At 65.9% G+C, this 20,648-nt stretch carries 23 protein-coding genes and 1 pseudogene; 12 read left to right on the top strand and 12 right to left on the bottom strand.

The window, feature by feature from the left end; genetic code table 11:
* Positions 1-12: 12 nt before the first annotated feature.
* Positions 13-1,014 (bottom strand): general stress protein, encoded by a 1,002-nt coding sequence (locus OUO20_RS10275; protein WP_268003340.1) that lies wholly within the window; start codon positions 1,012-1,014, stop codon positions 13-15.
* Positions 1,015-1,091: 77 nt separating this feature from the next.
* On the opposite strand from OUO20_RS10275, the pseudogene OUO20_RS10280 reads away from it, so the two are divergent.
* The 3 genes and pseudogenes from OUO20_RS10280 (at position 1,092) to OUO20_RS10290 (ending at position 4,269) form a co-directional block, all read left to right on the top strand.
* Positions 1,092-2,374: pseudogene (locus tag OUO20_RS10280) on the top strand (magnesium transporter MgtE N-terminal domain-containing protein).
* Positions 2,358-3,050 (top strand): DUF1003 domain-containing protein, encoded by a 693-nt coding sequence (locus OUO20_RS10285; protein ID WP_018768586.1) that lies wholly within the window; start codon positions 2,358-2,360, stop codon positions 3,048-3,050. Before OUO20_RS10280 ends, OUO20_RS10285 begins: the two are co-directional and overlap by 17 nt.
* Before the next feature lie 61 nt (positions 3,051-3,111).
* A complete protein-coding gene (locus OUO20_RS10290) occupies positions 3,112-4,269 on the top strand; it encodes an Mrp/NBP35 family ATP-binding protein (protein ID WP_268003341.1) in 1,158 nt (385 codons plus the stop codon).
* A gap of 29 nt (positions 4,270-4,298) precedes the next feature.
* Here the strand turns inward: OUO20_RS10290 and OUO20_RS10295 are convergent, their stop codons facing one another.
* Both OUO20_RS10295 and OUO20_RS10300 read right to left on the bottom strand, forming a co-directional pair.
* Positions 4,299-4,703 carry a twin-arginine translocation protein subunit TatB gene (locus OUO20_RS10295; RefSeq protein ID WP_018768588.1) on the bottom strand — a complete coding sequence of 135 codons (405 nt, stop codon included), beginning with the start codon at positions 4,701-4,703 and terminating at the stop codon, positions 4,299-4,301.
* A gap of 69 nt (positions 4,704-4,772) precedes the next feature.
* Entirely contained in the window at positions 4,773-5,021 is a 249-nt protein-coding gene (locus OUO20_RS10300) for a hypothetical protein (RefSeq protein WP_268003342.1), read from the bottom strand.
* 189 nt (positions 5,022-5,210) lie between these two features.
* Between OUO20_RS10300 and OUO20_RS10305 the strand changes: the two genes are divergently transcribed.
* The gene (locus OUO20_RS10305; protein WP_268003343.1) at positions 5,211-5,462 is read left to right on the top strand and encodes a hypothetical protein; all 252 of its coding nucleotides are present in this window, start codon (positions 5,211-5,213) and stop codon (positions 5,460-5,462) included.
* A 216-nt stretch (positions 5,463-5,678) separates the two neighbouring features.
* Here OUO20_RS10305 and sigE read toward each other — a convergent pair whose 3' ends face one another.
* Complete coding sequence (gene sigE / locus OUO20_RS10310; RefSeq protein ID WP_026265669.1) at positions 5,679-6,293, bottom strand: RNA polymerase sigma factor SigE; 615 nt, start codon at positions 6,291-6,293, stop codon at positions 5,679-5,681.
* 228 nt (positions 6,294-6,521) lie between these two features.
* On the opposite strand from sigE, the gene OUO20_RS10315 reads away from it, so the two are divergent.
* Positions 6,522-7,154: an O-methyltransferase gene (locus OUO20_RS10315; RefSeq protein ID WP_018768591.1), complete on the top strand. Its 633-nt coding sequence runs from the start codon at positions 6,522-6,524 to the stop codon at positions 7,152-7,154.
* A 55-nt stretch (positions 7,155-7,209) separates the two neighbouring features.
* On the opposite strand, the gene OUO20_RS10320 is transcribed toward OUO20_RS10315, so the two are convergent.
* From OUO20_RS10320 to OUO20_RS10335, 4 genes are all read right to left on the bottom strand, one after another.
* Positions 7,210-7,377, bottom strand: coding sequence for a DUF3117 domain-containing protein (locus OUO20_RS10320; protein WP_009357720.1), 168 nt, complete (start codon positions 7,375-7,377; stop codon positions 7,210-7,212).
* A 233-nt stretch (positions 7,378-7,610) separates the two neighbouring features.
* On the bottom strand, positions 7,611-8,822 hold the full coding sequence (locus OUO20_RS10325; RefSeq protein ID WP_268003416.1) for a hypothetical protein: 1,212 nt from the start codon (positions 8,820-8,822) through the stop codon (positions 7,611-7,613).
* Between the two features lie 40 nt (positions 8,823-8,862).
* Positions 8,863-9,318, bottom strand: a complete 456-nt coding sequence (locus OUO20_RS10330) for a DivIVA domain-containing protein (protein ID WP_056394094.1) — start codon at positions 9,316-9,318, stop codon at positions 8,863-8,865.
* A 43-nt stretch (positions 9,319-9,361) separates the two neighbouring features.
* Positions 9,362-10,144, bottom strand: a complete 783-nt coding sequence (locus tag OUO20_RS10335) for a TIGR00730 family Rossman fold protein (RefSeq protein ID WP_018768594.1) — start codon at positions 10,142-10,144, stop codon at positions 9,362-9,364.
* A gap of 104 nt (positions 10,145-10,248) precedes the next feature.
* On the opposite strand from OUO20_RS10335, the gene OUO20_RS10340 reads away from it, so the two are divergent.
* The 4 genes from OUO20_RS10340 (at position 10,249) to OUO20_RS10355 (ending at position 13,534) form a co-directional block, all read left to right on the top strand.
* Positions 10,249-11,004, top strand: coding sequence for an amino acid ABC transporter ATP-binding protein (locus OUO20_RS10340; RefSeq protein ID WP_026265670.1), 756 nt, complete (start codon positions 10,249-10,251; stop codon positions 11,002-11,004).
* 70 nt (positions 11,005-11,074) lie between these two features.
* Positions 11,075-11,962 carry a glutamate ABC transporter substrate-binding protein gene (locus OUO20_RS10345; protein WP_144599990.1) on the top strand — a complete coding sequence of 296 codons (888 nt, stop codon included), beginning with the start codon at positions 11,075-11,077 and terminating at the stop codon, positions 11,960-11,962.
* Between the two features lie 85 nt (positions 11,963-12,047).
* On the top strand, positions 12,048-12,698 hold the full coding sequence (locus tag OUO20_RS10350; RefSeq protein ID WP_018768597.1) for an amino acid ABC transporter permease: 651 nt from the start codon (positions 12,048-12,050) through the stop codon (positions 12,696-12,698).
* Positions 12,695-13,534, top strand: coding sequence for an amino acid ABC transporter permease (locus OUO20_RS10355; RefSeq protein WP_018768598.1), 840 nt, complete (start codon positions 12,695-12,697; stop codon positions 13,532-13,534). The genes OUO20_RS10350 and OUO20_RS10355 overlap by 4 nt, the downstream gene beginning before the upstream one ends.
* 73 nt (positions 13,535-13,607) lie before the next feature.
* Here OUO20_RS10355 and dapE read toward each other — a convergent pair whose 3' ends face one another.
* Entirely contained in the window at positions 13,608-14,744 is a 1,137-nt protein-coding gene (gene dapE / locus OUO20_RS10360) for a succinyl-diaminopimelate desuccinylase (protein WP_056394095.1), read from the bottom strand.
* Between the two features lie 51 nt (positions 14,745-14,795).
* Here dapE and dapD point away from each other — a divergent pair, with 51 nt between their 5' ends.
* Positions 14,796-15,818 (top strand): 2,3,4,5-tetrahydropyridine-2,6-dicarboxylate N-succinyltransferase, encoded by a 1,023-nt coding sequence (dapD, locus tag OUO20_RS10365; RefSeq protein WP_144599991.1) that lies wholly within the window; start codon positions 14,796-14,798, stop codon positions 15,816-15,818.
* 7 nt (positions 15,819-15,825) lie between these two features.
* The gene (locus tag OUO20_RS10370) at positions 15,826-16,683 is read left to right on the top strand and encodes a hypothetical protein (RefSeq protein ID WP_018768601.1); all 858 of its coding nucleotides are present in this window, start codon (positions 15,826-15,828) and stop codon (positions 16,681-16,683) included.
* 30 nt (positions 16,684-16,713) lie between these two features.
* Here OUO20_RS10370 and OUO20_RS10375 read toward each other — a convergent pair whose 3' ends face one another.
* Positions 16,714-17,325, bottom strand: coding sequence for a hypothetical protein (locus OUO20_RS10375; RefSeq protein WP_018768602.1), 612 nt, complete (start codon positions 17,323-17,325; stop codon positions 16,714-16,716).
* Between the two features lie 114 nt (positions 17,326-17,439).
* On the bottom strand, positions 17,440-18,048 hold the full coding sequence (locus OUO20_RS10380) for a TetR/AcrR family transcriptional regulator (protein ID WP_134163900.1): 609 nt from the start codon (positions 18,046-18,048) through the stop codon (positions 17,440-17,442).
* 109 nt (positions 18,049-18,157) lie between these two features.
* On the opposite strand from OUO20_RS10380, the gene galE reads away from it, so the two are divergent.
* Positions 18,158-19,171 carry a UDP-glucose 4-epimerase GalE gene (gene galE, locus OUO20_RS10385; RefSeq protein WP_144599992.1) on the top strand — a complete coding sequence of 338 codons (1,014 nt, stop codon included), beginning with the start codon at positions 18,158-18,160 and terminating at the stop codon, positions 19,169-19,171.
* A gap of 76 nt (positions 19,172-19,247) precedes the next feature.
* Here the strand turns inward: galE and OUO20_RS10390 are convergent, their stop codons facing one another.
* Positions 19,248-20,534 carry a citrate synthase gene (locus OUO20_RS10390; RefSeq protein WP_018768605.1) on the bottom strand — a complete coding sequence of 429 codons (1,287 nt, stop codon included), beginning with the start codon at positions 20,532-20,534 and terminating at the stop codon, positions 19,248-19,250.
* Between the last annotated feature and the right edge of the window lie 114 nt (positions 20,535-20,648).

The raw sequence follows: 20,648 nt of genomic DNA on the forward strand, positions 1-20,648 counted from the left end.
GCTCCGGCCGTCCTACTCCCGGTGGTCGCCGTGGTGCTGGTCCCCGTCCTGGCCATGCCGGGCGTCGGGTTGGTGTTCCGCGTTCTGTCCTGGCGCAGGCTGTCGGGGATCTGGCTGTCCTGGCCCTGGCTGTCCGGCGCCGGGACCCTGCGGCAGGCGCACGCCGTACTGCGGGCGGCCATCCGGCAGGTCCGGGTAGCGGACGGCCCGGACCGGGCTTGCCGGCTGCGCCGGCTGGTGCTGGCCGCCGTCGTATTGCTGCCCGCCGTGCTGCTGCCCACTGTGCTGCTGGCCACTGTGCTGCTGGCCGGCGTCGCCTGCGTAGCCACTTCCGTCCTGGGCTGATCCATCCTCGGCGGCTGTGCCGGCGGACCGCTGGCCGTAGGGATCGTTCCATCCGGCGGGACGGGCAGGGCCCTGCTGCTGCCCCGGCTGCTGCTGGTGCTGGTACGGCTGGTTGTAGTAGTCGTGCTGTGTGTACGGCCGCTGGCCCGCTGCCGCGTCCGAACGCGTCATGGGCAGCTGCTGCAGCAGGCGCCGCGCCTCGTGGGCGGCCTCCGGCGCAACGATCACGTCATAGCTCGTTGCCACCACCTGGCTGGTGGACGTGAAGTCCCGCTTGCCGCGCTGCATGGCGTACGTGACGATGCCGAAGAGCATGAAGAACGCCGCACCCATCAGCACCGACGTCATGATCGAGAAGTAGCCGGGCGAGGGTGCGAAGAAGGACAGCATGACGCCGACGAACAGGCCGAACCACATGCCGCTCAACGCCCCCGACAGCGCCACCCGGGGGTAGCTGAGACGCCCGGTGACCCGCTCCACCATCTTCAGTTCATTGCCCACGATGGAGACCATCTGGACCGGGAACTGCTGGTCCGCCAGGTAGTCAACCGCTTTTTGGGCGTCGAGGTAGGAAGTGTACGAGCCAACGGTGTCGCCGGTGGGAACAGCCCGGGCATCGTCCGGTCCGTTCGCGGCGCCGGCCCTGGGAGGACCAAAAATGTTCGACATAACCCCATTCTTGCCCATCAAGGTGGGTGCTGCCTGTAAATTCAGCTAAAAGAGAGCAGACTCGGTAGCCTGTAGTGGTGAGCACAACACCTACTCGCGTCTTCGTGGCGCGCCTCCTGGGCCTCGATGTCTTCGACCCGCTGGGCGACCGGCTGGGCCGGCTGCGCGATGTTGTTGTGCTGTCCCGCGGAACCCAGGGAGCCCCCACGTGGTGGGCATCGTGGTGGAAGTACCGGGAAAGAAGCGCGTCTTCGTGCCCATGACGCGCATTACCTCGATCGACCAGACCCAGATCATCTGCACGGGCCTGGTCAACCTGCGCCGGTTTGAACAGCGCGGAGCCGAAACGCTGGTGGTGGCGGAGATGTTCGACCGCAGGGTCACCCTCCGTGACGGCAGCGGGGACGCCACCATCGAGGACATCGCCATCGACCAGCACCGGTCCCGCGACTGGTTCGTCAGCAAGCTTTTTGTCCGGCGCGGCCACTCACTGTCCCCCTTGAGCCGGCTGCGCCGCAACGAAACACTGATCATTGACTGGGCGGACGCCCAGCAGGGGCCACGCACCGAGCCGCAGGCAGCCACACAGTTCGTGGCCAACCACGAGGACCTCAAGCCCGCTGACTTCGCCGAGGCACTGCAGGAGATGAGCGACAAGCGCCGGTTCGAAGTGGCCAGCGAACTGCAGGACGAGCGGCTGGCCGACGTCCTCCAGGAGCTTCCCGAGGACGACCAGGTGGAAATCCTCTCCGCGCTGGATGTCCAGCGCGCCGCCGACGTCCTCGAGGAGATGGACCCCGACGACGCCGCCGACCTCCTCGGCGAACTCCCCTCCGCCCAGGCAGAGGAACTCCTTCAGCTGATGGAACCCGAAGGCGCGGAGGACGTCCGCCGCCTGCTTGAATACGACGAGGACACCGCCGGCGGCCTGATGACTCCGGTACCGGTCATCCTGCCGCCGGAAGCCACGGTTGCCGAAGCCCTGGCCCACGTCCGGCGGGAGGAGCTCTCCCCTGCGCTGGCGTCGTCGATCTTTATTGCCCGGCCGCCGCTGGAAACCCCCACCGGCCGCTTCCTGGGTGTGGTGCACATCCAGCAGCTGCTGCGCTTCCCGCCGTTCGAGGCTCTGGGAAACCTGGTGGACAAGAACCTCGAGCCGTTGTCCGACCAGGCCCACATCAGCGAAGTGGCACGGACCCTGGCCACCTACAACCTCAACTCCCTCCCGGTGGTCAACGACGCCGGCCGGCTTGTGGGGGCGGTGACTGTTGATGACGTATTGGATCACTTGTTGCCGGACGACTGGCGCGCCCATGATGGCGAAGCCCCGATAAGAAAGCTCGGTGGCCGCATTGGCTGATAACAGCGCCCCGAAGAACCCCAGCCAGCGGAACCTGGCCAACGCGGAATCAAAAGGCAGTCTCGATACTCCCTTGAGCGCCCGGCAGCGGATCCTGCCCAAGTTCTCCCCGGATCCGGACGCATTCGGCCACGCCACCGAGGGCTTTGCCCGGTTCATGGGCACCCCGCAGTTCCTGGTCTACATGACGGTGTTCTGTATTTTCTGGCTGGGCTGGAACACGTGGGCGCCCGTCGAGTGGCAGTTCGATTCAAGGGACCTTGGCTTCACCCTGCTGACCCTGATGCTGTCGCTGCAGGCTTCCTACGCCGCGCCCCTGCTGCTGCTGGCGCAGAACCGGCAGGATGACCGCGACCGCGTCTCGGTGCAGCAGGACCGCCAGCGCGCCGAACGCAACCTGTCCGACACCGAGTACCTGACCCGGGAACTGGCCTCCCTGCGGATCGCCCTGCGCGAGGTAGCCACCCGCGACTACGTCCGCGCCGAGCTGCGCTCACTCCTTGAAGACCTGCTGGAAGCCCAGGAGGAACTGCGGACCCACGATGACACGGGCCCCGGTTCGCACGAATCCCCACGGGACAAGGTCAAGGACAAGCTGCGCGAACAGCGGGACCGGCAACGCAGCCCGCGCACCCAGCAGATCCCCCGGGTGAAACCGGGCCACTCTGCCCAATGACCGCCAGGCCGCCCTCCGGCAGGCCCGCCGCCGCATCCGTACGAAAGCCGAGGCTCCTCCCATGAGCGCCCCCATCGATCCCGCTGACTCCACCCAACCGGCACTGGCACAGGCCGTCAACAGCGCCCTCGCCACCGTGATCGATCCCGAACTCCGGCGCCCCATCACCGAACTGGGCATGGTGGACTCCGTCCAGGTTTCCGACGACGGCAAGGTGAGCGTGGCGGTCCTGCTCACCATTGCCGGCTGCCCGCTGCGGGACACCATCACCGCCGATGCGCAAAAGGCCCTTTTCGCAGTCCCCGGCGTCACCGCCGTCGACGTCGAGCTCAAGGTGATGGACCAGGCCCAGCGCGATGCCCTCAAGGAGAAGCTGCGCGGCGCCGGCGGCCAGCGCAAAATCACCTTCAATGAGCCCGATTCCCTTACCAGGGTCTACGCCGTGGCCAGCGGCAAGGGCGGAGTGGGCAAGTCCTCGGTCACCGTCAACCTGGCCACGGCCCTGGCTGCCCAAGGCCTGCGTGTGGGCATCGTGGATGCAGACGTCTACGGCTTCTCCGTCCCTGCGCTGATGGGCATCACCCAGAAACCCACCCAGGTGGACGACATGATCCTGCCCCCGGTTGCGTACGGCGTGAAGGTGATCTCCATTGGCATGTTCGTCACCGGCAACCAGCCGGTTGCCTGGCGGGGACCCATGCTGCACCGGGCCCTGGAACAGTTCCTCACCGACGTCTACTTCGGCGACCTGGACGCCCTGTTCCTGGATCTCCCGCCGGGTACGGGTGACATCGCCATTTCCGTGGCCCAACTCCTGCCCAAGGCCGAAATCCTGGTGGTCACCACGCCCCAGGCGGCGGCGGCGGACGTTGCCGAACGCGCTGGCGCCATCGCCACCCAGACGGGTCAGAAGATCGCGGGCGTCATCGAGAACATGTCCTACCTGGAGATGCCCGACGGCGGCCGGATGGAACTGTTTGGAAGCGGCGGCGGGGCGGTCCTCACCGAACGCCTCAGCGCCACGGTCGGGGCGGAGGTACCGTTGCTGGGCCAGATTCCCCTGGACATCCAGCTGCGCGAAGGCGGGGACTCGGGGGTTCCGATCGTGCTGGGCCAACCTGCTTCGGCGGGCGCTGTGGCGCTGGCCGGCATCGCAGGGCAGTTGGCCGCTAAACCCCGTGGCCTTGCAGGGATGAAGCTGGGACTGCAGCCGCGCTGACCGGGCCGGAACTGGCGGGCCCGAAAACCCTAGGTGGCTTCGGTGTCGAAAGGGGCTGCATCGCCAGGGGCCAGCCTCTGCACGACTCTTTCGGGCCGCTGCGGGGCTGCATCCGCCACGGCCGCGGCGCCGGAAACTGCTGCCACGGCGGCCGGAGCATTTGCGCTGACGGGCTTGGTGTCGTCGTCGAGCAGTGCTTCCTTGATGATGCGGCGGGGGTCGTACTGGCGGGGGTCGTACTTCTTCCAGTCGACATCGTCAATGTCGATGCCCACTTCTTCCTTGATTTGTTCACGCGCCCCGGAAGCCATGCGGCGGAGTTCCTTGACCAGGTTTGCCAGCTTCTGGGTATATTCCGGCAGCCGCTGGGGGCCGATCACCAGCACGCCGATGATCAGCAGAAGGATGAACTCCGGGCCGTTGATTCCAAACACTTTAGGAAGATTACCCTCTCCGGGCTGCGAGTGACGATTCCCGTCCGGCGGACGGGAAAACAGTCTGCATTACTGGGTGAACAGGGCAGCTATCTTGTTGATCCCGCGCTCCAGCCGCGACTCCAGGGGCTCCGGTGCCGGCGTCACTGTGGTGTCGGGCACGGCGGCGGCAACCCCTTCCGCCGCGGTATCGGCGTACTGCTTGAGCATGGGCAGGGCATCATCTGCCTGCTCGGGGGGCAGATCGGAGCGGTAAGTGATGGTGAGGCCGGCTGCCCGGTAGGTGGCGGACCAGGGAGAGGTGCTCGAAACCTGCATTGGACCACCTTGGCCGGCGGTGCCCTCCCCGCCGGGCCGCCCGGAGCCGGTGTGGCGTTGCCGGCCGGTTGATGATCAACCGGGTGCTGTTCCGTGACGGTGGCGTGATGGGTACCGTCGGTGAGCCGCAGCTCCACTGCAGGTTGCCCGTCAACCACCAGCGCCCTGGCCGCTTCCACATGGAATCCCATGGCCTGCAGTTCGGGGCAGGCCCACCCCTCGGAACGCAACGTGGCCAGCTGCGCGGCGGTCAAGGTCCGGCCGTCCGCAGGGGTCTGGGACGAGACGTGCGAAAAGGCTGCTTCGGTCCCCGCCCGTTCCCCGGCCGCAGGGTCTCCCGCTGCCGTGAAGGCCCCTACGGCCAGCACTCCGGCCGCTGCCATGGTTCCGCCCGCGGTGAATGCAAGTGCCCGGGCGGCCACACGGGAGGTCCCGCCCTGATGGGCAGGGGCGGGCGGCTGGGCTGCCAATTCGTGGGTGCGGGTCAGCAGCCGCGCCGTCAGGTCCTGGCTGGCGGGCGGAATGGGAGCATCGCGCAGACGCTCAAGGTACTGCCGTTCCCGGCGCACGGCCGCAGCACACTCCTGGCAGGCCTCAAGGTGGCTGCCGCTGCGCTGATGCCTGCCGCCGAAAGGAAACTGGGACTTCATGTGCCGTTCAGAGGATGCCGGCGATGCGTGGCATCGCAAGCTTGCGGCGGGACTGCTGCGGGCGGGGGTCGCGGTGGGCCAGCTTTTCACGGAGCATGGTCCTGCCGCGGTGGATGCGTGAGCGGACGGTGCCCAGCTTCACGCCCAGGGCCTCGGCGACTTCGTCGTAGGACAGCCCCTCGAGGTCGCACAGGACCACGGCGGCACGGAAGTCCGGCGGCAGTTCCTCCAGCGCGGCCTGTACGTCCAGGTCCAGGTTGTTCAGCTCGAAGCTCTGCTCCGGCCCCGGCTCACGGCCGGGCAGCCGGGACTCGGCGTCCTCCGCGAGGGCGTCGAACCGGATGCGGGTCCTGCGCCGGGCCTGGTCAAGGAACAGGTTGGTGGTGATGCGGTGCAGCCAGCCATCGAGTGTTCCTGGCTTGAAGTTCTCCAGCGACCGGAAGACGCGGACAAACACCTCCTGGGTGAGGTCCTCGGCGTCGTACTTGTTTCCGGTCAGGCGGTACGCCAGCCGGTACACCTTTGCGGAATGGTTGGTGACCACTTCTTCCCAGGTGGGACGGACCCACTCATCATCGGGATTGTTTACTGCAGGGACAGGTGCCACAACTGAAGATGACATCGTCCACTCCCCTCGTGGAATGCTAACGCCCGGATACTGTTGACATCTCTGATTCGGCGCCGGTCACCTTTTGGATGAGCGGATATCAATCATGTCAAACTTGGCTGGGAATTTCCTGACCATTGGCAAACTTCAGCCTTCGGCGCAACGGCCGCTTTCCCGGCCGGCCGGCCCGAACACAGTAGGCTTGAGGAGACATTCCCCCTTACGCCCAGAAAGCGATAATTCATGAGCGCCGACAAATCCAGCAGCTGGTCCTATGCAGAAGATCTGCCCGCTGAGGATGAGGTTATGCTTCGGGCCCGGGAACGTTCATTTGAATTGGGGGTAAGCGCCATCAGCCCCGGCGTGGGGGCCGTCCTGACGGTGCTGGCCGCCGCCTCCAAAGCCCAGACCGCCGTCGAGATCGGCACCGGCGCCGGCGTCTCCGGCGTCTGCCTGCTGCGGGGCCTGGGACCGCACGCAGTCCTGACCACCATCGACGTGGATGTGGAGCACCTGAGGGCCGCCCGCGAAGCGTTTGCGGAGGCCGGCAGTCCCGCCAACCGCACCCGCACCATTTCCGGCCGTGCGGGCGACGTCCTGCCACGGCTGACCGATGGCGCCTACGACCTCGTCTTCATCGACGCGGACAAGCCGGGCCTTCCGGGCTATGTGGAGCAGGCCATCCGGCTGCTGAAACCCGCGGGGCTGCTGGTCATCAATGACGCGCTGGACAAGGACAAGGTTGCCAACCCGGCGGGCCGGGAGGCCACCACGGTGGTCCTGCGGCAGGTGGGCAGGGCAATCCGCGACGACGACAGGCTGGCGTCGGCAATGCTCCCCACCGGCGATGGCCTGCTGGTGGCAGTCAAGAAGTAAGCGTCCCAAAGGACAGGGTGCGCAGCCCGCGGGCCGCGCACCCTGTCCGGTACGACTATTCGGTAACGCCTACCAGGCATTCCTTGAGGTTGGCTGCCTCGGCAGCGTTCAGTTCGACCACCAGGCGCCCGCCGCCTTCGAGCGGGACGCGCATGATCAGGCTGCGGCCCTCCTTGGTGACTTCCATTGGGCCGTCGCCGGTGCGTGGTTTCATAGCCGCCATGAGGAATTCCCCTCCATTTTGTCCCAGGACTGATCAGCCCGGGCGGGCTGTGTCCGCATGTCGATCAGGCCGCTATGGCGGGGTGGTGGTGCCACCGCCAAGGCTGCGCGTTTTCTGAATGCTTTTGTCCTTGCTTACCTATCATTATCGCGGAATTACCCGTACGTAGCTAATCGATGGACATTTTCCGGCAACTGTTATTTCCCGGCTGACCTGCGCGGAAGCCTGATTTGTCAGGGCGGATAATCCCCTCCGCCGGGAAGCTGCGCCCAGGCCCAGAGCCAGACGATCCAGACCATCTGAAGCAGCAGGAACATCACCACCACCGTGCCCCGGTAAGCCCTGGAACGGGACAGGAACGCCGCCCCCAGGGCCAGTGGAAACAGCGGCAGCAGCATCCTGAAGGTGCTGGTTTGCGGATGGAGGAACATCAGCAGGTAACCCATGTAGCAGGCGCACCAAAGCCGCAGTTCGACGCCGAGCCGCACCACCGGGGGAAGGAACAGCATGGCAATGAACAGTGCCACGAAAACCACGGGGGCCAGAAGGCCCAGCACGGGGCCGAAGAGTTCGACGCCGGTGTCGAACCACGGCTGGAACGGGACCAGGTCCTGGCCCCGCCACACCGTCTCGGTTTTGGTATAGGCCTGCGGGTCGCCCGTCGCTGCCCAGGCGGCGGCGGGCCAGGCCAGCGCGGAAACGCCTGCGACGGCGGTGAGCCCTGTCAGTGCCGCCAGGTCCCGGAGGGAATGGGCTGCTTCATCCGCGCCGCGCTGCCGCCCCTTCCGGACGTGCGCGGCGGCGCGGAAGACCAGCAGCAGCCCCGCCATGGCGGCGAAGGGGACGCCCACCGGCCGGGACAGGCACAGCAGGAACACCGCGGGGATGGCCCAGAGGTACTGCCGGCGTACTACCAGCAGCAGGGCCGCGGCCAGCAGCAGGAGTGACAGCGGCTCGGCATACGGGACCTGCAGCACGGCGGAGACGGGAAAAGTCGAAAAGAACGCTACCCCCCACATGGCCGGCACGTGTGCGGCCTTCTGCCGGAAGAGCGTGTAGACCACCAGGGCGGCCGCCCAGCCGGCCAGCATGGCGATGAGGGTCAGCGAGGCGGCAGGGTTCAGGCCGGTGAGGCGGCTAAGTCCACCGGCCAGTGCAGGATAGAGCGGGTAGAAAGCCCACGTATTTTCCTGCACATTGCCGGCGGCATCCGTGGGAAGGATTGACGGGTAGCCGTTGGCGATGACCTGGGCGTACCAGCGGGCGTCCCAGATGTTGATGAAGTTCCAGTAATCCGGCTTGGGCGGGAACCAGGGGTTGACGCCCTGGTGGAGCGCCGCGGCCATGAAGATGCAGGCCGAAACGAGGCGTGCGGCGGCATACAGGCCGGTGACCTGGAGCCACCACGGCCAGTTGCGGACGGCTGAGGCCAGGCGCCGGGCCAGGGTGCCGGCAGAGGGCGGAGCGTTGCGGGGGCCACCGTGCTCACAGGCCGCCCTGTCCTGGCACGGCAACCTCGTCGGCCTCCCCACTCCCGGCGTTCCCGCTGCCTGGCACTTCAGGTGCCCTCCCGCCGGGTGCCGCGGGTCCGCCGTCGGAAGCCTGCTCCCCCGCCTGCTCCATGGCAGCCAGCCGGATACGCAGCTCCGCCAGCTCGGTGTCCCTTGCGGTCAACTGGTCCCGCAGCTCGTCCAGGACCTGGTCCACCTGGTCCATCCGGTAGCCGCGCAGGCCAAGCGAAAAGCGGATCTGCTCAACGTCTTCCGGAGCGGCACGCTCCGGAAGCAGCACGGGCGGCAGGTTGGCGGGCGGCTCGTCGAATCCCCCGTCCAAAAGGGCGGGCAGCGCAGCCCCGCCGGTCTTGCGGGCGCGCCGGCCCAGGCCGGCCCAAAGGACGGCCGCCACCAGCACGACGGCCAGGAAAACGAGGAAGAAGCTCACGGTTCCATCGTGCCAGACCGGCGGCCCGGACTTTGGCCTGCAGCTACTCCGGCCGCTGTTCCCCGTTCAGGGACGGTGTCACGCCTGCATGCAGGACCCGGTCCACCGCCTCCGCGGGATCGTCCACGAGCTGGATCAGGTCCAGGTCCTTTTCCGAGACCATGCCTTCGGCCACCAGGGTGCCCCTGATCCAGTCGATCATCGGTCCCCAGAATTCGACGCCGAGGAGCACGATGGGAAACGAGGTCACCTTGCGCGTCTGGACCAGGACCATGGCCTCGAACAGCTCATCCAGGGTGCCCAGCCCGCCGGGGAGCACAATGAAGCCCTGCGCGTATTTGACGAACATCGTCTTGCGGGCAAAGAAGTACCGGAAGTTGATGCCCAGGTCCACCCACTGGTTCAGGCCCTGCTCGAACGGCAACTCGATGCCAAGGCCAACCGATACGCCGTTGCCCTCCACCGTCCCCCGGTTGGCCGCCTCCATGGAGCCCGGCCCGCCACCGGTAATTACCGCGACTCCGGCTTCGGCGAGCTTGCGGCCCACCTCCACACCCATCTCGTAGTACTGGCTGCCCGGTTTGGTCCGCGCCGAGCCGAAAACGCTGACCGCTTTTCCAATGTCCGCCAGGGCACCGAAACCTTCGACGAATTCACTTTGGATCCGCAGGACCCGCCACGGATCGGTGTGGACAAACTGGCCCGGACCCTTGGTATCAAGCAGGTGCTGGTCCGACATCTCCACGGCCGCCTGCTTGCGCCGCAGCTCAAGGGGCCCCTTACGGCGGGGCTGGGAATTCTTGGCCGGATCTGCGTTGATACTCATTCCCCTAGGCTAACCTCCCACTCCAGGTATCTCTTGAATCACGATCAGCAGGAACTTGGGGTGATTGGCGTCATAACGCACGGTTCTTCGCTAGATTCGTTCCTATGACTACTCATGTGCCCGGCGATGCCCTCGTCTCCCTGAACGCCGTAAACAAGCATTACGGCCAGCTGCACGTTTTGAAGGACATCAACCTGCAGGTCCGCAAGGGCGAGGTTGTTGTGGTCATCGGACCCTCGGGATCCGGTAAGTCCACCCTCTGCCGGGCCATTAACCGCCTGGAAACCATTGAGGGCGGAACCATCAGCATCGACGGGAAAGTCCTCCCCGAGGAAGGCAAGGAGCTCGCGCAGCTCCGTGCCGACGTCGGAATGGTTTTCCAGTCCTTCAACCTCTTCGCCCACAAGACGATCCTCGAGAACGTGACCCTGGGGCCCATCAAGGTCAAGGGCGTGTCCAAGGCGGCCGCGGAAAAGGACGCCATGGCCCTGCTCGAACGGGTGGGCGTGGGCCACCAGGCGCCCAAGCTGCCGGCCCAGCTCTCCGGCGGCCAGCAGCAGCGTGTGGCGATTGCCCGCGCCCTGGCAATGAAGCCGAAGGTCATGCTGTTCGATGAGCCCACATCCGCACTGGACCCCGAAATGATCAACGAGGTCCTGGACGTCATGGTCCAGTTGGCCAAGGAAGGCATGACCATGATTGTGGTCACGCACGAGATGGGCTTCGCCCGCAAGGCCGCCGACCGCGTGGTCTTCATGGCGGACGGCCAGATCGTGGAGGACGCCACCCCGGAGGAATTCTTCACCAACCCGAAGAGCGACCGCGCCAAGGACTTCCTGTCCAAGCTCCTCACCCACTGAGTTATTCGAACCATCACACGTCAGTTCGCATCCAGGCCGGAAACCCACGGCCACCAATGAAAGGAATGTCATGAAGGCATTTATGTCCAGGCGGAAATCCTTCGTCGTGGCGGCCACCGCTGCCCTCGCCCTGTCCCTCAGCGCCTGTGGCGGCGGAGACTCGGGTGGCTCCAGCAACCCCAGCCCCGTTGAGAAGCCGTCGTTCGCTGCCGGAACCACCATGGCAAAGCTGTCCTCCGCCGGCACCATCAAGATCGGCACCAAGTTCGACCAGCCACTGTTCGGCCAGGTTGGCCTGGACGGCAAGCCCGTCGGTTTCGACGTTGAAATCGGCAAGCTGATCGCCGCCAAGCTGGGCATCGCCGCGGACAAGATCGAATGGTCCGAGACCGTTTCGGCCAACCGCGAGCCCTTCATTGAGCAGGGCAAGGTGGATCTGGTCATTGCCACCTACACCATCAGCGACAAGCGCAAGCAGGTTGTCGACTTCGCCGGCCCGTACTACGAAGCCGGCCAGGCCCTCATGGTGAACAAGGACAACGACTCCATCAAGAAGCCCGAGGACGTCAAGGGCAAGAAGGTCTGCTCCGTGACGGGCTCCACCCCGGCCGCCACCATCGTGGACAAGTACGGCGCGGAACTGGTTCCGGCCGCCACCTACTCCGCCTGCCTGGAGCCGCTTCGCAACAAGCAGGTTGAAGCCGTCACCACGGACAACGTGATCCTCGCCGGTTTCGTTGACAAGGAGCCGGATGCCTTCAAGCTCGCCTCAGAGGAAACCTTCACCAAGGAGCCTTACGGCATCGGCCTGAAGAAGGGTGATACCGAGTTCCGCAACTGGATCAACGACCAGCTGGAAGCCTTCGGGAAGGACGGCTCGTACAAGAAGGCGTGGGAAGCCACCGCAGGTTCGGTTATCAAGACCGCGCCCAGCCTCCCGGCCATCAACCGTTACTAAGTAGCGTCCGCCATGCTGCCGGGGCCCCTCAACGGCCCCGGCAGCACAGCCTTCAATCCGTCCACGCTTACAGCCGAAGGATCTTATGGACGTCATCTTTGAAAACCTGCCCCTGTACTGGGAGGGTTTTCTCCGCACTCTTTTCCTTTCCGTCGTCTCCGGTATCTTCGCGTTGATCCTTGGCACTTTGCTGGCCGCGGCACGCGTCTCCCCGGTTGCGGCACTCCGCGGTTTCAGCACCGTCTACGTGGAAGTCCTCCGCAACACCCCGCTGACCATCGCGTTCTTCTTTGCAGCAGTCGTGCTCCCCCGTATCGGAGTCAAGTTCGAACAGTTCGAGATCGCCGCGATCATCGCCCTCAGCACCTACACCGCCGCGTTCATCGCCGAAGCTGTCCGCTCAGGTGTCAACAGCGTGCCTGTCGGCCAGGCCGAGGCAGCGCGCAGCATCGGCATGAAGTTCGGCCAGGTGCTCTCGCTCATCATCCTCCCCCAGGCCCTGCGGACGGTGATCCCGCCGCTGATCAACATCCTGATCGCGCTCGTCAAGAATTCTTCGGTGGCCGGCGCCTTCTTCGTCCTGGAGCTGTTCGGCTACGGCCGCCAGCTGGCCAACGCCAACGGCGACGCCGTCATCACCGTCCTGCTGGGCACGGCGTTCTTCTATCTGCTCCTCACCGTTCCGCTGGGAATCCTCGCCAACACGGTGGAACGAAAGGTGGCGATTGCCCGATGAGCTCGGTTCTCTACGACGTCCCCGGCCCCAAAGCGCGCCGGGTTTCCCTCATTGCCTCCATCATCGGCGGCCTGCTGATTCTCGGCCTGCTGGCCTGGGTGGTTACGATCCTCGCCCAGCAGGGCATCTTCGAGGCGCGCCGCTGGCAAATCTTCACCCGCGGCGACGTGTGGCAACTGCTCGGTAAAGGGCTGGGGTCCACGCTTTCCGCAGCCGCACTGGCGGCAGTCATCGCGTTCCCGCTGGGCCTGCTGCTGTGCCTGCTCCGCATTTCGGATGCCGCATTCATCCGGATTCCCATGAGGATCATCCTGGAATTCCTCCGCGGCATGCCTGTGGTCCTCATGATGCTCTTCATCCTGCTCGGGTTCGGCACCTCGGCGTTCATCGCCGTCGTGGCCGGCCTGGTGCTGTACAACGCTGCGGTCTTTGCCGAGATCATCCGCGCCGGCATCCAGTCCCTGCCCAAGGGACAACGGGAAGCCGGCCTGGCCATCGGCCTCACCAGCTACAAGTCCCGCATGCTGATCGAGCTGCCGCAGGCGATCCGCCGCATGATGCCATCCCTCGTGGCGCAGATGGTGGTGCTGCTGAAGGACACCTCGCTGGGCTACATTGTGGCGTACGGCGAGCTGCTGCGCGCGGTGCAGGTCATGGCGGACTTCCTTGGCACGCAATACCTGTTCCCCATCTTCTTCGTGGCGGCGGCCATTTACATCGCCATCAACATCTCGGTCTCGCGGCTTGCCGTATGGATCGAGCGCCGCGGCTCCAAGAAGGCAGCCGGGGGCATGGCGAAGGCCGAACCCGATGTTTTGGAAGCTGCGGCTCCGTAGCTTCCAAGAGCCCACAACAGGAAAGGTCCGGAGCTCCCGTGGGGAGTTCCGGACCTTTCCTGTTCGTGGACCGTCAGGCAGCGAGCCAGCTCTCCAGGGCGGCCAGGCACTTGCGGATGGCGTCGGCGTGGACGTGCTCGTCGTCCTTGTGCGCCAGCAGCGCGTCCCCCGGGCCGAAGTTCACCGCCGGGATGCCCAGCTCACTGAAGCGGGCGACGTCGGTCCAGCCGTATTTGGGCTTGGGCTCGGCTCCCACGGCGGCCACGAACGAGGCGGCAGCCGGGTGCTGCAGTCCGGGCCGCGCGCCGGCGGCGGCATCGGTGCGGACCACGTCGAAGCCCGCCAGCAGCTCCCGGACGTGGGCTTCGGCCTGGTCCGGCGTCTTGTCCGGGGCGAACCGGTAGTTGATCTCGACGACGCAGCGGTCCGGGATGACGTTCCCGGCCGTGCCGCCGTTGATCTTCACCGCGTTGAGGCTTTCCCGGTAATCGAGCCCGTCGACATTGATGGTCCGGGGTTCGTAGGCAGCCAGGCGGGCAAGGATCGGTGCCGCGGCGTGGATGGCGTTGCTGCCCATCCAGGCGCGGGCCGAGTGGGCGGCCTCCCCCACCGTGCTTGCCTCGAACCGGCTGGTGCCGTTGCAGCCGCCCTCCACCGTGCCGTCCGTCGGTTCCAGCAGGATGGCGAAGTCCCCCTTCAGCAGGTCGCCGTGGTTGCGGACCAGGCGTCCCAGTCCGCTCTTCACGGCCTCCACTTCCTCGTGGTCATAGAAGACGAAGGTGACGTCCCGCTTGGGCTGCGCGCCGCCGTCGAACAATCCTGCCGCCAGTGCGAGCTGGACCGCCACCCCGCCCTTCATGTCCGTGGCCCCGCGGCCGTACAGGACGCCCTCGCCCGGAACACCCGATTCCCAGCTGGAGGGAACGGTGCCCCGGGATCCTTCGGTGAGCGGAAGCGGCACTGTGTCCAGATGGCCGGCAAGGATCACACGTTCGGCGAGTCCAAGTTCGGTCCGGGCGATGATGGCGTCGCCGTCGCGCACCACGGCCAGCTGGGGAATCCCAAGCAAGGCGGACTCAACGGCGTCCGCGAGCTGCTTTTCATTGCCGGACACGCTGTTGATGTCCATGAGCGCTGCGGTCAGCAGCGCCACGTCCTGGCGGAGGTCAAGGGTGGACACGGAAGAGTCTGGGGCGGTTTCAGCAGTCACGAAGCCAGTCTAGTTCGAACCCCATGCCCCGCCCTCGATAGACTGGGGCACATGACTGAGACCGCTTCCTCTGCCGTGCCCGAAACCCTGACCTCCAACGCTGATGACCGTTCCGCCTACGGTTTTGGCGTAGCCACCATTGCCACCGGCGACGCCACGGTCCTGGACGTCTGGTTCCCCGCGCCGGCACTGGGAGTTGCGGCGGAGAACCTCCGCACGGTGGACAACGCGGATGAAACCCTGGTGCAGATCGCCGAGAACGGCACTGACGAGGACCGCGGCACCGAGCAGAAGGTGGTCTTTGTCCAGATCAACCTCGATGAAGCCCCGGCGGACACCGCGGACGCCTACCTCCGCCTCCACCTCCTCTCGCACCGCCTGGCCCAGCCCAACACCATCAACCTGGACGGCATCTTCGGCAAGCTTCCCAACGTGGTGTGGACCAACTTCGGCCCGGCCGCCGTCGAAGGCTTCGAACTGACACGCGCAAGGCTTCGCCGCCGGGGCGCCGTCACCGTCTACGGCGTGGACAAGTTCCCGCGCATGGTGGACTACGTGGTCCCCTCCGGCGTCAGGATTGCCGACGCCGACCGGGTCCGCCTGGGCGCCCACCTCGCCGCCGGCACCACAGTCATGCACGAGGGCTTCGTCAACTTCAACGCCGGCACCCTGGGCACCTCCATGGTGGAAGGCCGTATCTCCGCAGGTGTCGTGGCCGGCGACGGCAGCGATGTTGGCGGCGGCGCCTCCATCATGGGCACCCTGTCCGGCGGCGGCAAGGAAAAGATCACCATCGGTGAGCGCGTCCTGCTCGGTGCGAACTCCGGCGTGGGCATCAGCATCGGGGATGATTCCGTGGTGGAAGCCGGGCTTTACGTCACGGCAGGCACCCGGGTCCGCGTTCCGGGCCCCAAGGACGAGGTGGGCGATGACACCACCAAGATCGTCAAGGCCGCCGAACTCTCCGGCGTGCCCAACCTGCTGTTCCGCCGCAACTCCACCACGGGGGCGGTGGAGGCCCTGCCCCGCAAGGGCCAGACCGTTGAACTGAACGACGCCCTGCACGCCAACTGATCCCTTCGTGGCACGCAGACGCGGCCTGCGCCGCCTGGCGGTGCTGCTGCTCACCCTCGCACTGGCAGCGGGCGGAATTTACACAGCAGTGTTCTTCGTGCAGCGTTCCGAAACCCTCGTTTCGGAGCGCTGCACCGCTGCGGCCGGCAACCGGACCGGTGAACTTGCGCCGGACCAGGCGGCCAACGCCGCGCTGATCACCGCGGCGGCCGTCAGGCGGGGACTGCCGGCGCGCGCCGCCACCATTGCCATCGCCACCGCCATGCAGGAGTCGAAGCTGCGCAACATCGGGCACGGCGACCAGGCCGGTCCGGACTCGCGGGGGCTTTTCCAGCAGCGTCCGTCCCAGGGTTGGGGCACGGAGGCCGAGATCATGGACCCCTACTATGCCGTCAATGCCTTCTATGACGCGCTGGTGAAAATTCCGGGCTACGAGGCGCTCGACATCACCGATGCTGCTCAGCGGGTCCAGAAGTCGGCCTACCCCAAGGCATATGCCCAGCACGAGGACATGGGCCGGGCCTTTGCCTCCGGACTCACCGGACAGACGCCGGCCGGAGTGCAGTGCACGCTCCGCTCCCCGGCGGCCGGCGGGACAACCGCATCGGTGGCCACCGACCTGGACCAGGCCTACGGCGGCGTGGACTCACAGGTTGACGGGGCCACCCTGGTGGTGGACGCCGACGGCGCGCTGGCATGGTCGGTTGCCCAGTGGGCGGTTGCCAACGCCAAGGACCTGGCCGTCACCCAGGTGGAGGTGGCAGGCCGGACCTGGCACCGTCCCGATGGGGACGGATGGCAGGCTTCAGGGGCCCCGGAGGGACAGGTGCGCATCACCGTACGGCAGGACGACGGCGGCAGCTGAAGGGCCGCCGTCGTCCTGCCTTAAGGGCGGCTAGACCAGGATTTCCAGCACCGGCTGTACGTAGCTGCGGAGGAGGTCCGGCTGCCCCATCAAATCCTGGCTCATGATGATCTTGTCGGGCTCCAGGTACCAGGCCCGCTGCTCGTCCAGCGGCAGCTCGATGATGGTCAGCTTGAAGTCCCGCGAGTCCCGCCCCACTTCCATCAGCCTGTCGTCCACCATGTCCTCAAGCAGCTGGTCCGTTCCGGAGGCCACCCGTTCGGCCTCGAGCTCGGCGTATTCGCTCCTGCGCTCCCTGGCCCAAGTGAGGGCGGAGCCGAAATGGGCCTGCAGGACCCGCTGCAGGGCCGGAGAGTTGCCGAACGCGTCAAAACTGGGCGGGGAGAGTTCCGGCGATGTGTGCGGATGGGCCTTCAGCAGCTGCTCCCACCAGGCCTCCCACTCGGTCTTCAGCGCGCTGATGCCACCAACGTCGGCCGTCAGGTGGGAGTGGTCAGCCGAACGGACCTTCGGCGACGCATGGGACAGCATCGGTTGTCCCACTCCGTTCAAGCCGGCCGCATCCCGGACGTACAGTGCGATCATCATTGGCCCGGACGTGTCGGTGGTGATCTGCCACCCTGAACCGCTTGCGTGATGCATCCAAAGTCCTTCCCTGGCCTTCCCATGCCGGGCGGCATGACCCGCTCTGCAGTACCCGGCTATCAGTCTATTCCCGCAGCCAGTTCCCGGTAGTGCAGGATTGGACCCGGGCGCCTACCGTGCCAGTCCGTCCAGGTGCCGCTCAAGCACGTCGCGGCACATCTGCGCTGTCATCCAGCCCGGTTGCAGCAGGGCATGCATGCACAGGCCGTCCAGGGTGGCCAGAAGGCGTTCCGCCTCCACCACCAGGTTCTCCTGCGGTTCATCTTCGGGGAGCAGGGATGCAACCACTACGCCCACGATGGCGGCCACCTCGCGGTGGCTGCGGTCGGCCTCGGCGGCAAGGAACGGCCTGATCCGCGCCGCGTTCTTGAAGGCAAGCCAGGCGCAGGCCTCCACAGCTGATTCCTCATCCAGCGGAAGCATGCCGCCCAGGAGGGTCAGAACCGCCTGCCGCTGTTCAGGGCTGGCCTGGGCAGCCTCCTGCACGCCCGGCAGCAGTGCCTCCAGCCTGCCGACCACCCGGTCCACCACGGTGCCGAACGAGAAGGCCAGCAGTTCATCACTGCCAGCGAAGTAGTGCCGGACGGAACCGACTGCCAGGCCGGCCTCGTCCGCCACTTCGCGCAGCGAGGCACGTTCCAGCCCATCCACGGCGATGATACGCAGAACCGCTTGGACAACATCCTGACGCCGGGCATCCGCGTCTACTATTTTGGGCACCATTCTTATTAGCACACTTGTGCTTCCACTGCCGCCTCCACCGTCAGGTCGACGCCCGCCATCCGGGACGCAGGGGCGGGGACCGCTTCCCGTGGGATAGCGTTGAGGCATGAAAATCTTGGTCACAGGGGGTACCGGCTACATCGGTTCCCACACTGTTCTTTCCCTGCAGGAAGCCGGCCACGACGTGGCCGTCATCGACAACCTGGTCAACTCCAGCGAGGAGTCACTGCGCCGCGTGGCTGAGCTCAGCGGCAAGACCGCGGAGTTCCACAACGTCGACCTGGTGGACGAGGCCGCCGTCGACAAGGTCTTCGCCGGCGCCGGCATTGACGCCGTCATCCACTTCGCCGGGCTCAAGGCCGTGGGCGAATCAGTGCAGCAGCCGCTCAAGTACTACTACAACAACCTGGTGGGCACGCTCAACCTCATCCGCGTCATGGACCGGCACGACGTCCGCTCCATTGTCTTCAGCTCGTCCGCCACCGTCTACGGCGAACACAACCCCATCCCCTATGTGGAAAAGATGGAAATCGGCGCCAACAACCCCTACGGGCGCACCAAGGAACAGATCGAGGACATCCTCTCCGATCTTGGCGCAGCCGACTCCCGCTGGCACATAGCACTGCTGCGCTACTTCAACCCGGTGGGCGCGCACCCTTCAGGACGCATCGGCGAAGATCCCCAGGGCATCCCCAACAACCTGGTTCCCTTCATCGCCCAGGTGGCGGTGGGCCGCCGCGAGAAGCTCATGGTCTTCGGCGGCGACTACGACACCCCGGACGGCACCTGCCTGCGCGACTACATCCACGTGGTGGACCTGGCGGCAGGGCACGTCGCGGCACTGGACCACATTGCCGGCCGGACGGGCGTCTTCCGCTGGAACCTCGGCTCCGGCAAGGGCTCCTCCGTTCTGGAGGTCCTGCGCTCCTTCGAGAAGGCTGTGGGCAAGCCCATCCCCTACGAAATCACCAGCCGCCGGGCAGGGGACCTGCCCGCCTTCTGGGCCGACGCCACGTCCGCCCTGGCGGACCTGAGCTGGTCCACCACCAAGACGGTGGACCAGATGTGCGAGGACCACTGGCGCTGGCAGAAAAACAACCCCCAGGGCTACGCCTCGTAGTCCCCTTGAATGTGGCACAACGCGAAGCGGCCGCCCACCTTGGAAAGGTGGGCGGCCGCCGTCGTTATGGCCGGTTTCAGCGGACCGGGTAGTCCCGCTCCGGCTCGCCGATGTACAGCTGGCGCGGACGGCCGATCTTGGTGTTGGGATCGCTGATCATTTCACGCCACTGGGCAATCCAGCCGGGCAGGCGGCCGATGGCGAACAGGACGGTGAACATTTTCTCGGGGAAGCCCATGGCCTTGTAGATCAGGCCGGTGTAGAAGTCCACGTTCGGGTAGAGCTTGCGCTGGATGAAGTAGTCGTCGCTAAGCGCTTTCTCTTCCAGCCGCATGGCGATGTCCAGCAGTTCGTCGTTGCCGCCGAGCTTGCTGAGGATCTCGTGCGCCGTGGCCTTGACGATCTTGGCGCGCGGATCGTAGTTCTTGTACACGCGGTGCCCGAAGCCCATGAGGCGGACGCCGTCTTCCTTGTTCTTGACCTTCTCCATGTAGTCCTCGGGCTTGAGGCCCTCGGCCTGGATCTGGCGGAGCATCTTGAGCACGGCCTCGTTGGCACCGCCGTGGGCCGGGCCGAAGAGGGCGTTGATACCCGCCGAAACGGACGCGAAGAGGTTGGCGTTGGAGGAGCCCACCAGGCGCACGGTGGAAGTGGAACAGTTCTGCTCGTGGTCAGCGTGGAGGATGAGGAGCAGGTCCAGGGCCTTGACGATGACCGGGTCCAGCTCATACTGCTCGGCGGGCAGGCCGAAGCTGAGGCGCAGGAAGTTCTCCACCAGGTTCATCGAGTTGTCCGGGTACAGCATGGGCTGGCCGATGGACTTCTTGTGGGCATAGGCGGCGATGACCGGCAGCTTGGCCATGAGCCGGATGGTGGAGACCTCCACCTGTTCGGCGTTGAACGGGTCCAGCGAGTCCTGGTAGAACGTGGACAGCGCGGACACCGCCGAGGACAGCACCGGCATGGGGTGCGCGTCGCGGGGGAAGCCGCCAAAGAAGCCCTTGAGCTCCTCGTGCAGCAGGGTGTGGCGGCGGATCTTCTGGTCGAACTCGTCCAGCTCGGTGGGCGTGGGCAGGTTGCCGTAGATCAGCAGGTAGGACACCTCAAGGAAGCTGGAGTGCTGCGCCAGCTGCTCGATGGGGTATCCGCGGTAGCGCAGGATGCCCGCATCGCCATCGATGTAGGTGATTGCCGAGGTGGTTGCTGCGGTGTTCATGAAGCCGGGGTCGAAGGTCACGGCACCGGTCTGCTTCAGCAGCTTGGAGACGTCGTAACCCTCGTTCCCTTCAACAACCTGGATGCGCGGGAGCTTCAGCTCGCCACCTGCGTGGAGCAGGGTCGCAGCATTGTTGGTCTCAGTCATGGAGTCCCCTTCATGAGGCTTCTGGGCCTCTGTCGAAAGCTTGATCCAACATCAGGTGAGCCGCGCACGAAGCCTGAGGAGACAGGTTCCAACACCCGGGCTGCCTTCTTGTAG

Source organism: Arthrobacter sp. FX8, from assembly GCF_026723805.1.
In the GTDB taxonomy this organism is placed as follows: Bacteria; Actinomycetota; Actinomycetes; order Actinomycetales; family Micrococcaceae; genus Arthrobacter.

Coding starts and splice junctions, on each gene's coding strand:
- OUO20_RS10275 (WP_268003340.1), bottom strand. CDS start 1,014: ATGTCGAACATTTTTGGTCCTCCCAGGGCCGGCGCCGCGAACGGACCG.
- OUO20_RS10355 (WP_018768598.1), top strand. CDS start 12,695: ATGAGCTCGGTTCTCTACGACGTCCCCGGCCCCAAAGCGCGCCGGGTT.
- OUO20_RS10300 (WP_268003342.1), bottom strand. CDS start 5,021: ATGCAGGTTTCGAGCACCTCTCCCTGGTCCGCCACCTACCGGGCAGCC.
- dapD (WP_144599991.1), top strand. CDS start 14,796: ATGACTGAGACCGCTTCCTCTGCCGTGCCCGAAACCCTGACCTCCAAC.
- OUO20_RS10390 (WP_018768605.1), bottom strand. CDS start 20,534: ATGACTGAGACCAACAATGCTGCGACCCTGCTCCACGCAGGTGGCGAG.
- OUO20_RS10350 (WP_018768597.1), top strand. CDS start 12,048: ATGGACGTCATCTTTGAAAACCTGCCCCTGTACTGGGAGGGTTTTCTC.
- OUO20_RS10305 (WP_268003343.1), top strand. CDS start 5,211: ATGGCCTGCAGTTCGGGGCAGGCCCACCCCTCGGAACGCAACGTGGCC.
- OUO20_RS10290 (WP_268003341.1), top strand. CDS start 3,112: ATGAGCGCCCCCATCGATCCCGCTGACTCCACCCAACCGGCACTGGCA.
- OUO20_RS10315 (WP_018768591.1), top strand. CDS start 6,522: ATGAGCGCCGACAAATCCAGCAGCTGGTCCTATGCAGAAGATCTGCCC.
- OUO20_RS10320 (WP_009357720.1), bottom strand. CDS start 7,377: ATGGCGGCTATGAAACCACGCACCGGCGACGGCCCAATGGAAGTCACC.
- OUO20_RS10335 (WP_018768594.1), bottom strand. CDS start 10,144: ATGAGTATCAACGCAGATCCGGCCAAGAATTCCCAGCCCCGCCGTAAG.
- OUO20_RS10375 (WP_018768602.1), bottom strand. CDS start 17,325: ATGCATCACGCAAGCGGTTCAGGGTGGCAGATCACCACCGACACGTCC.
- OUO20_RS10340 (WP_026265670.1), top strand. CDS start 10,249: ATGACTACTCATGTGCCCGGCGATGCCCTCGTCTCCCTGAACGCCGTA.
- sigE (WP_026265669.1), bottom strand. CDS start 6,293: ATGTCATCTTCAGTTGTGGCACCTGTCCCTGCAGTAAACAATCCCGAT.
- galE (WP_144599992.1), top strand. CDS start 18,158: ATGAAAATCTTGGTCACAGGGGGTACCGGCTACATCGGTTCCCACACT.
- OUO20_RS10345 (WP_144599990.1), top strand. CDS start 11,075: ATGAAGGCATTTATGTCCAGGCGGAAATCCTTCGTCGTGGCGGCCACC.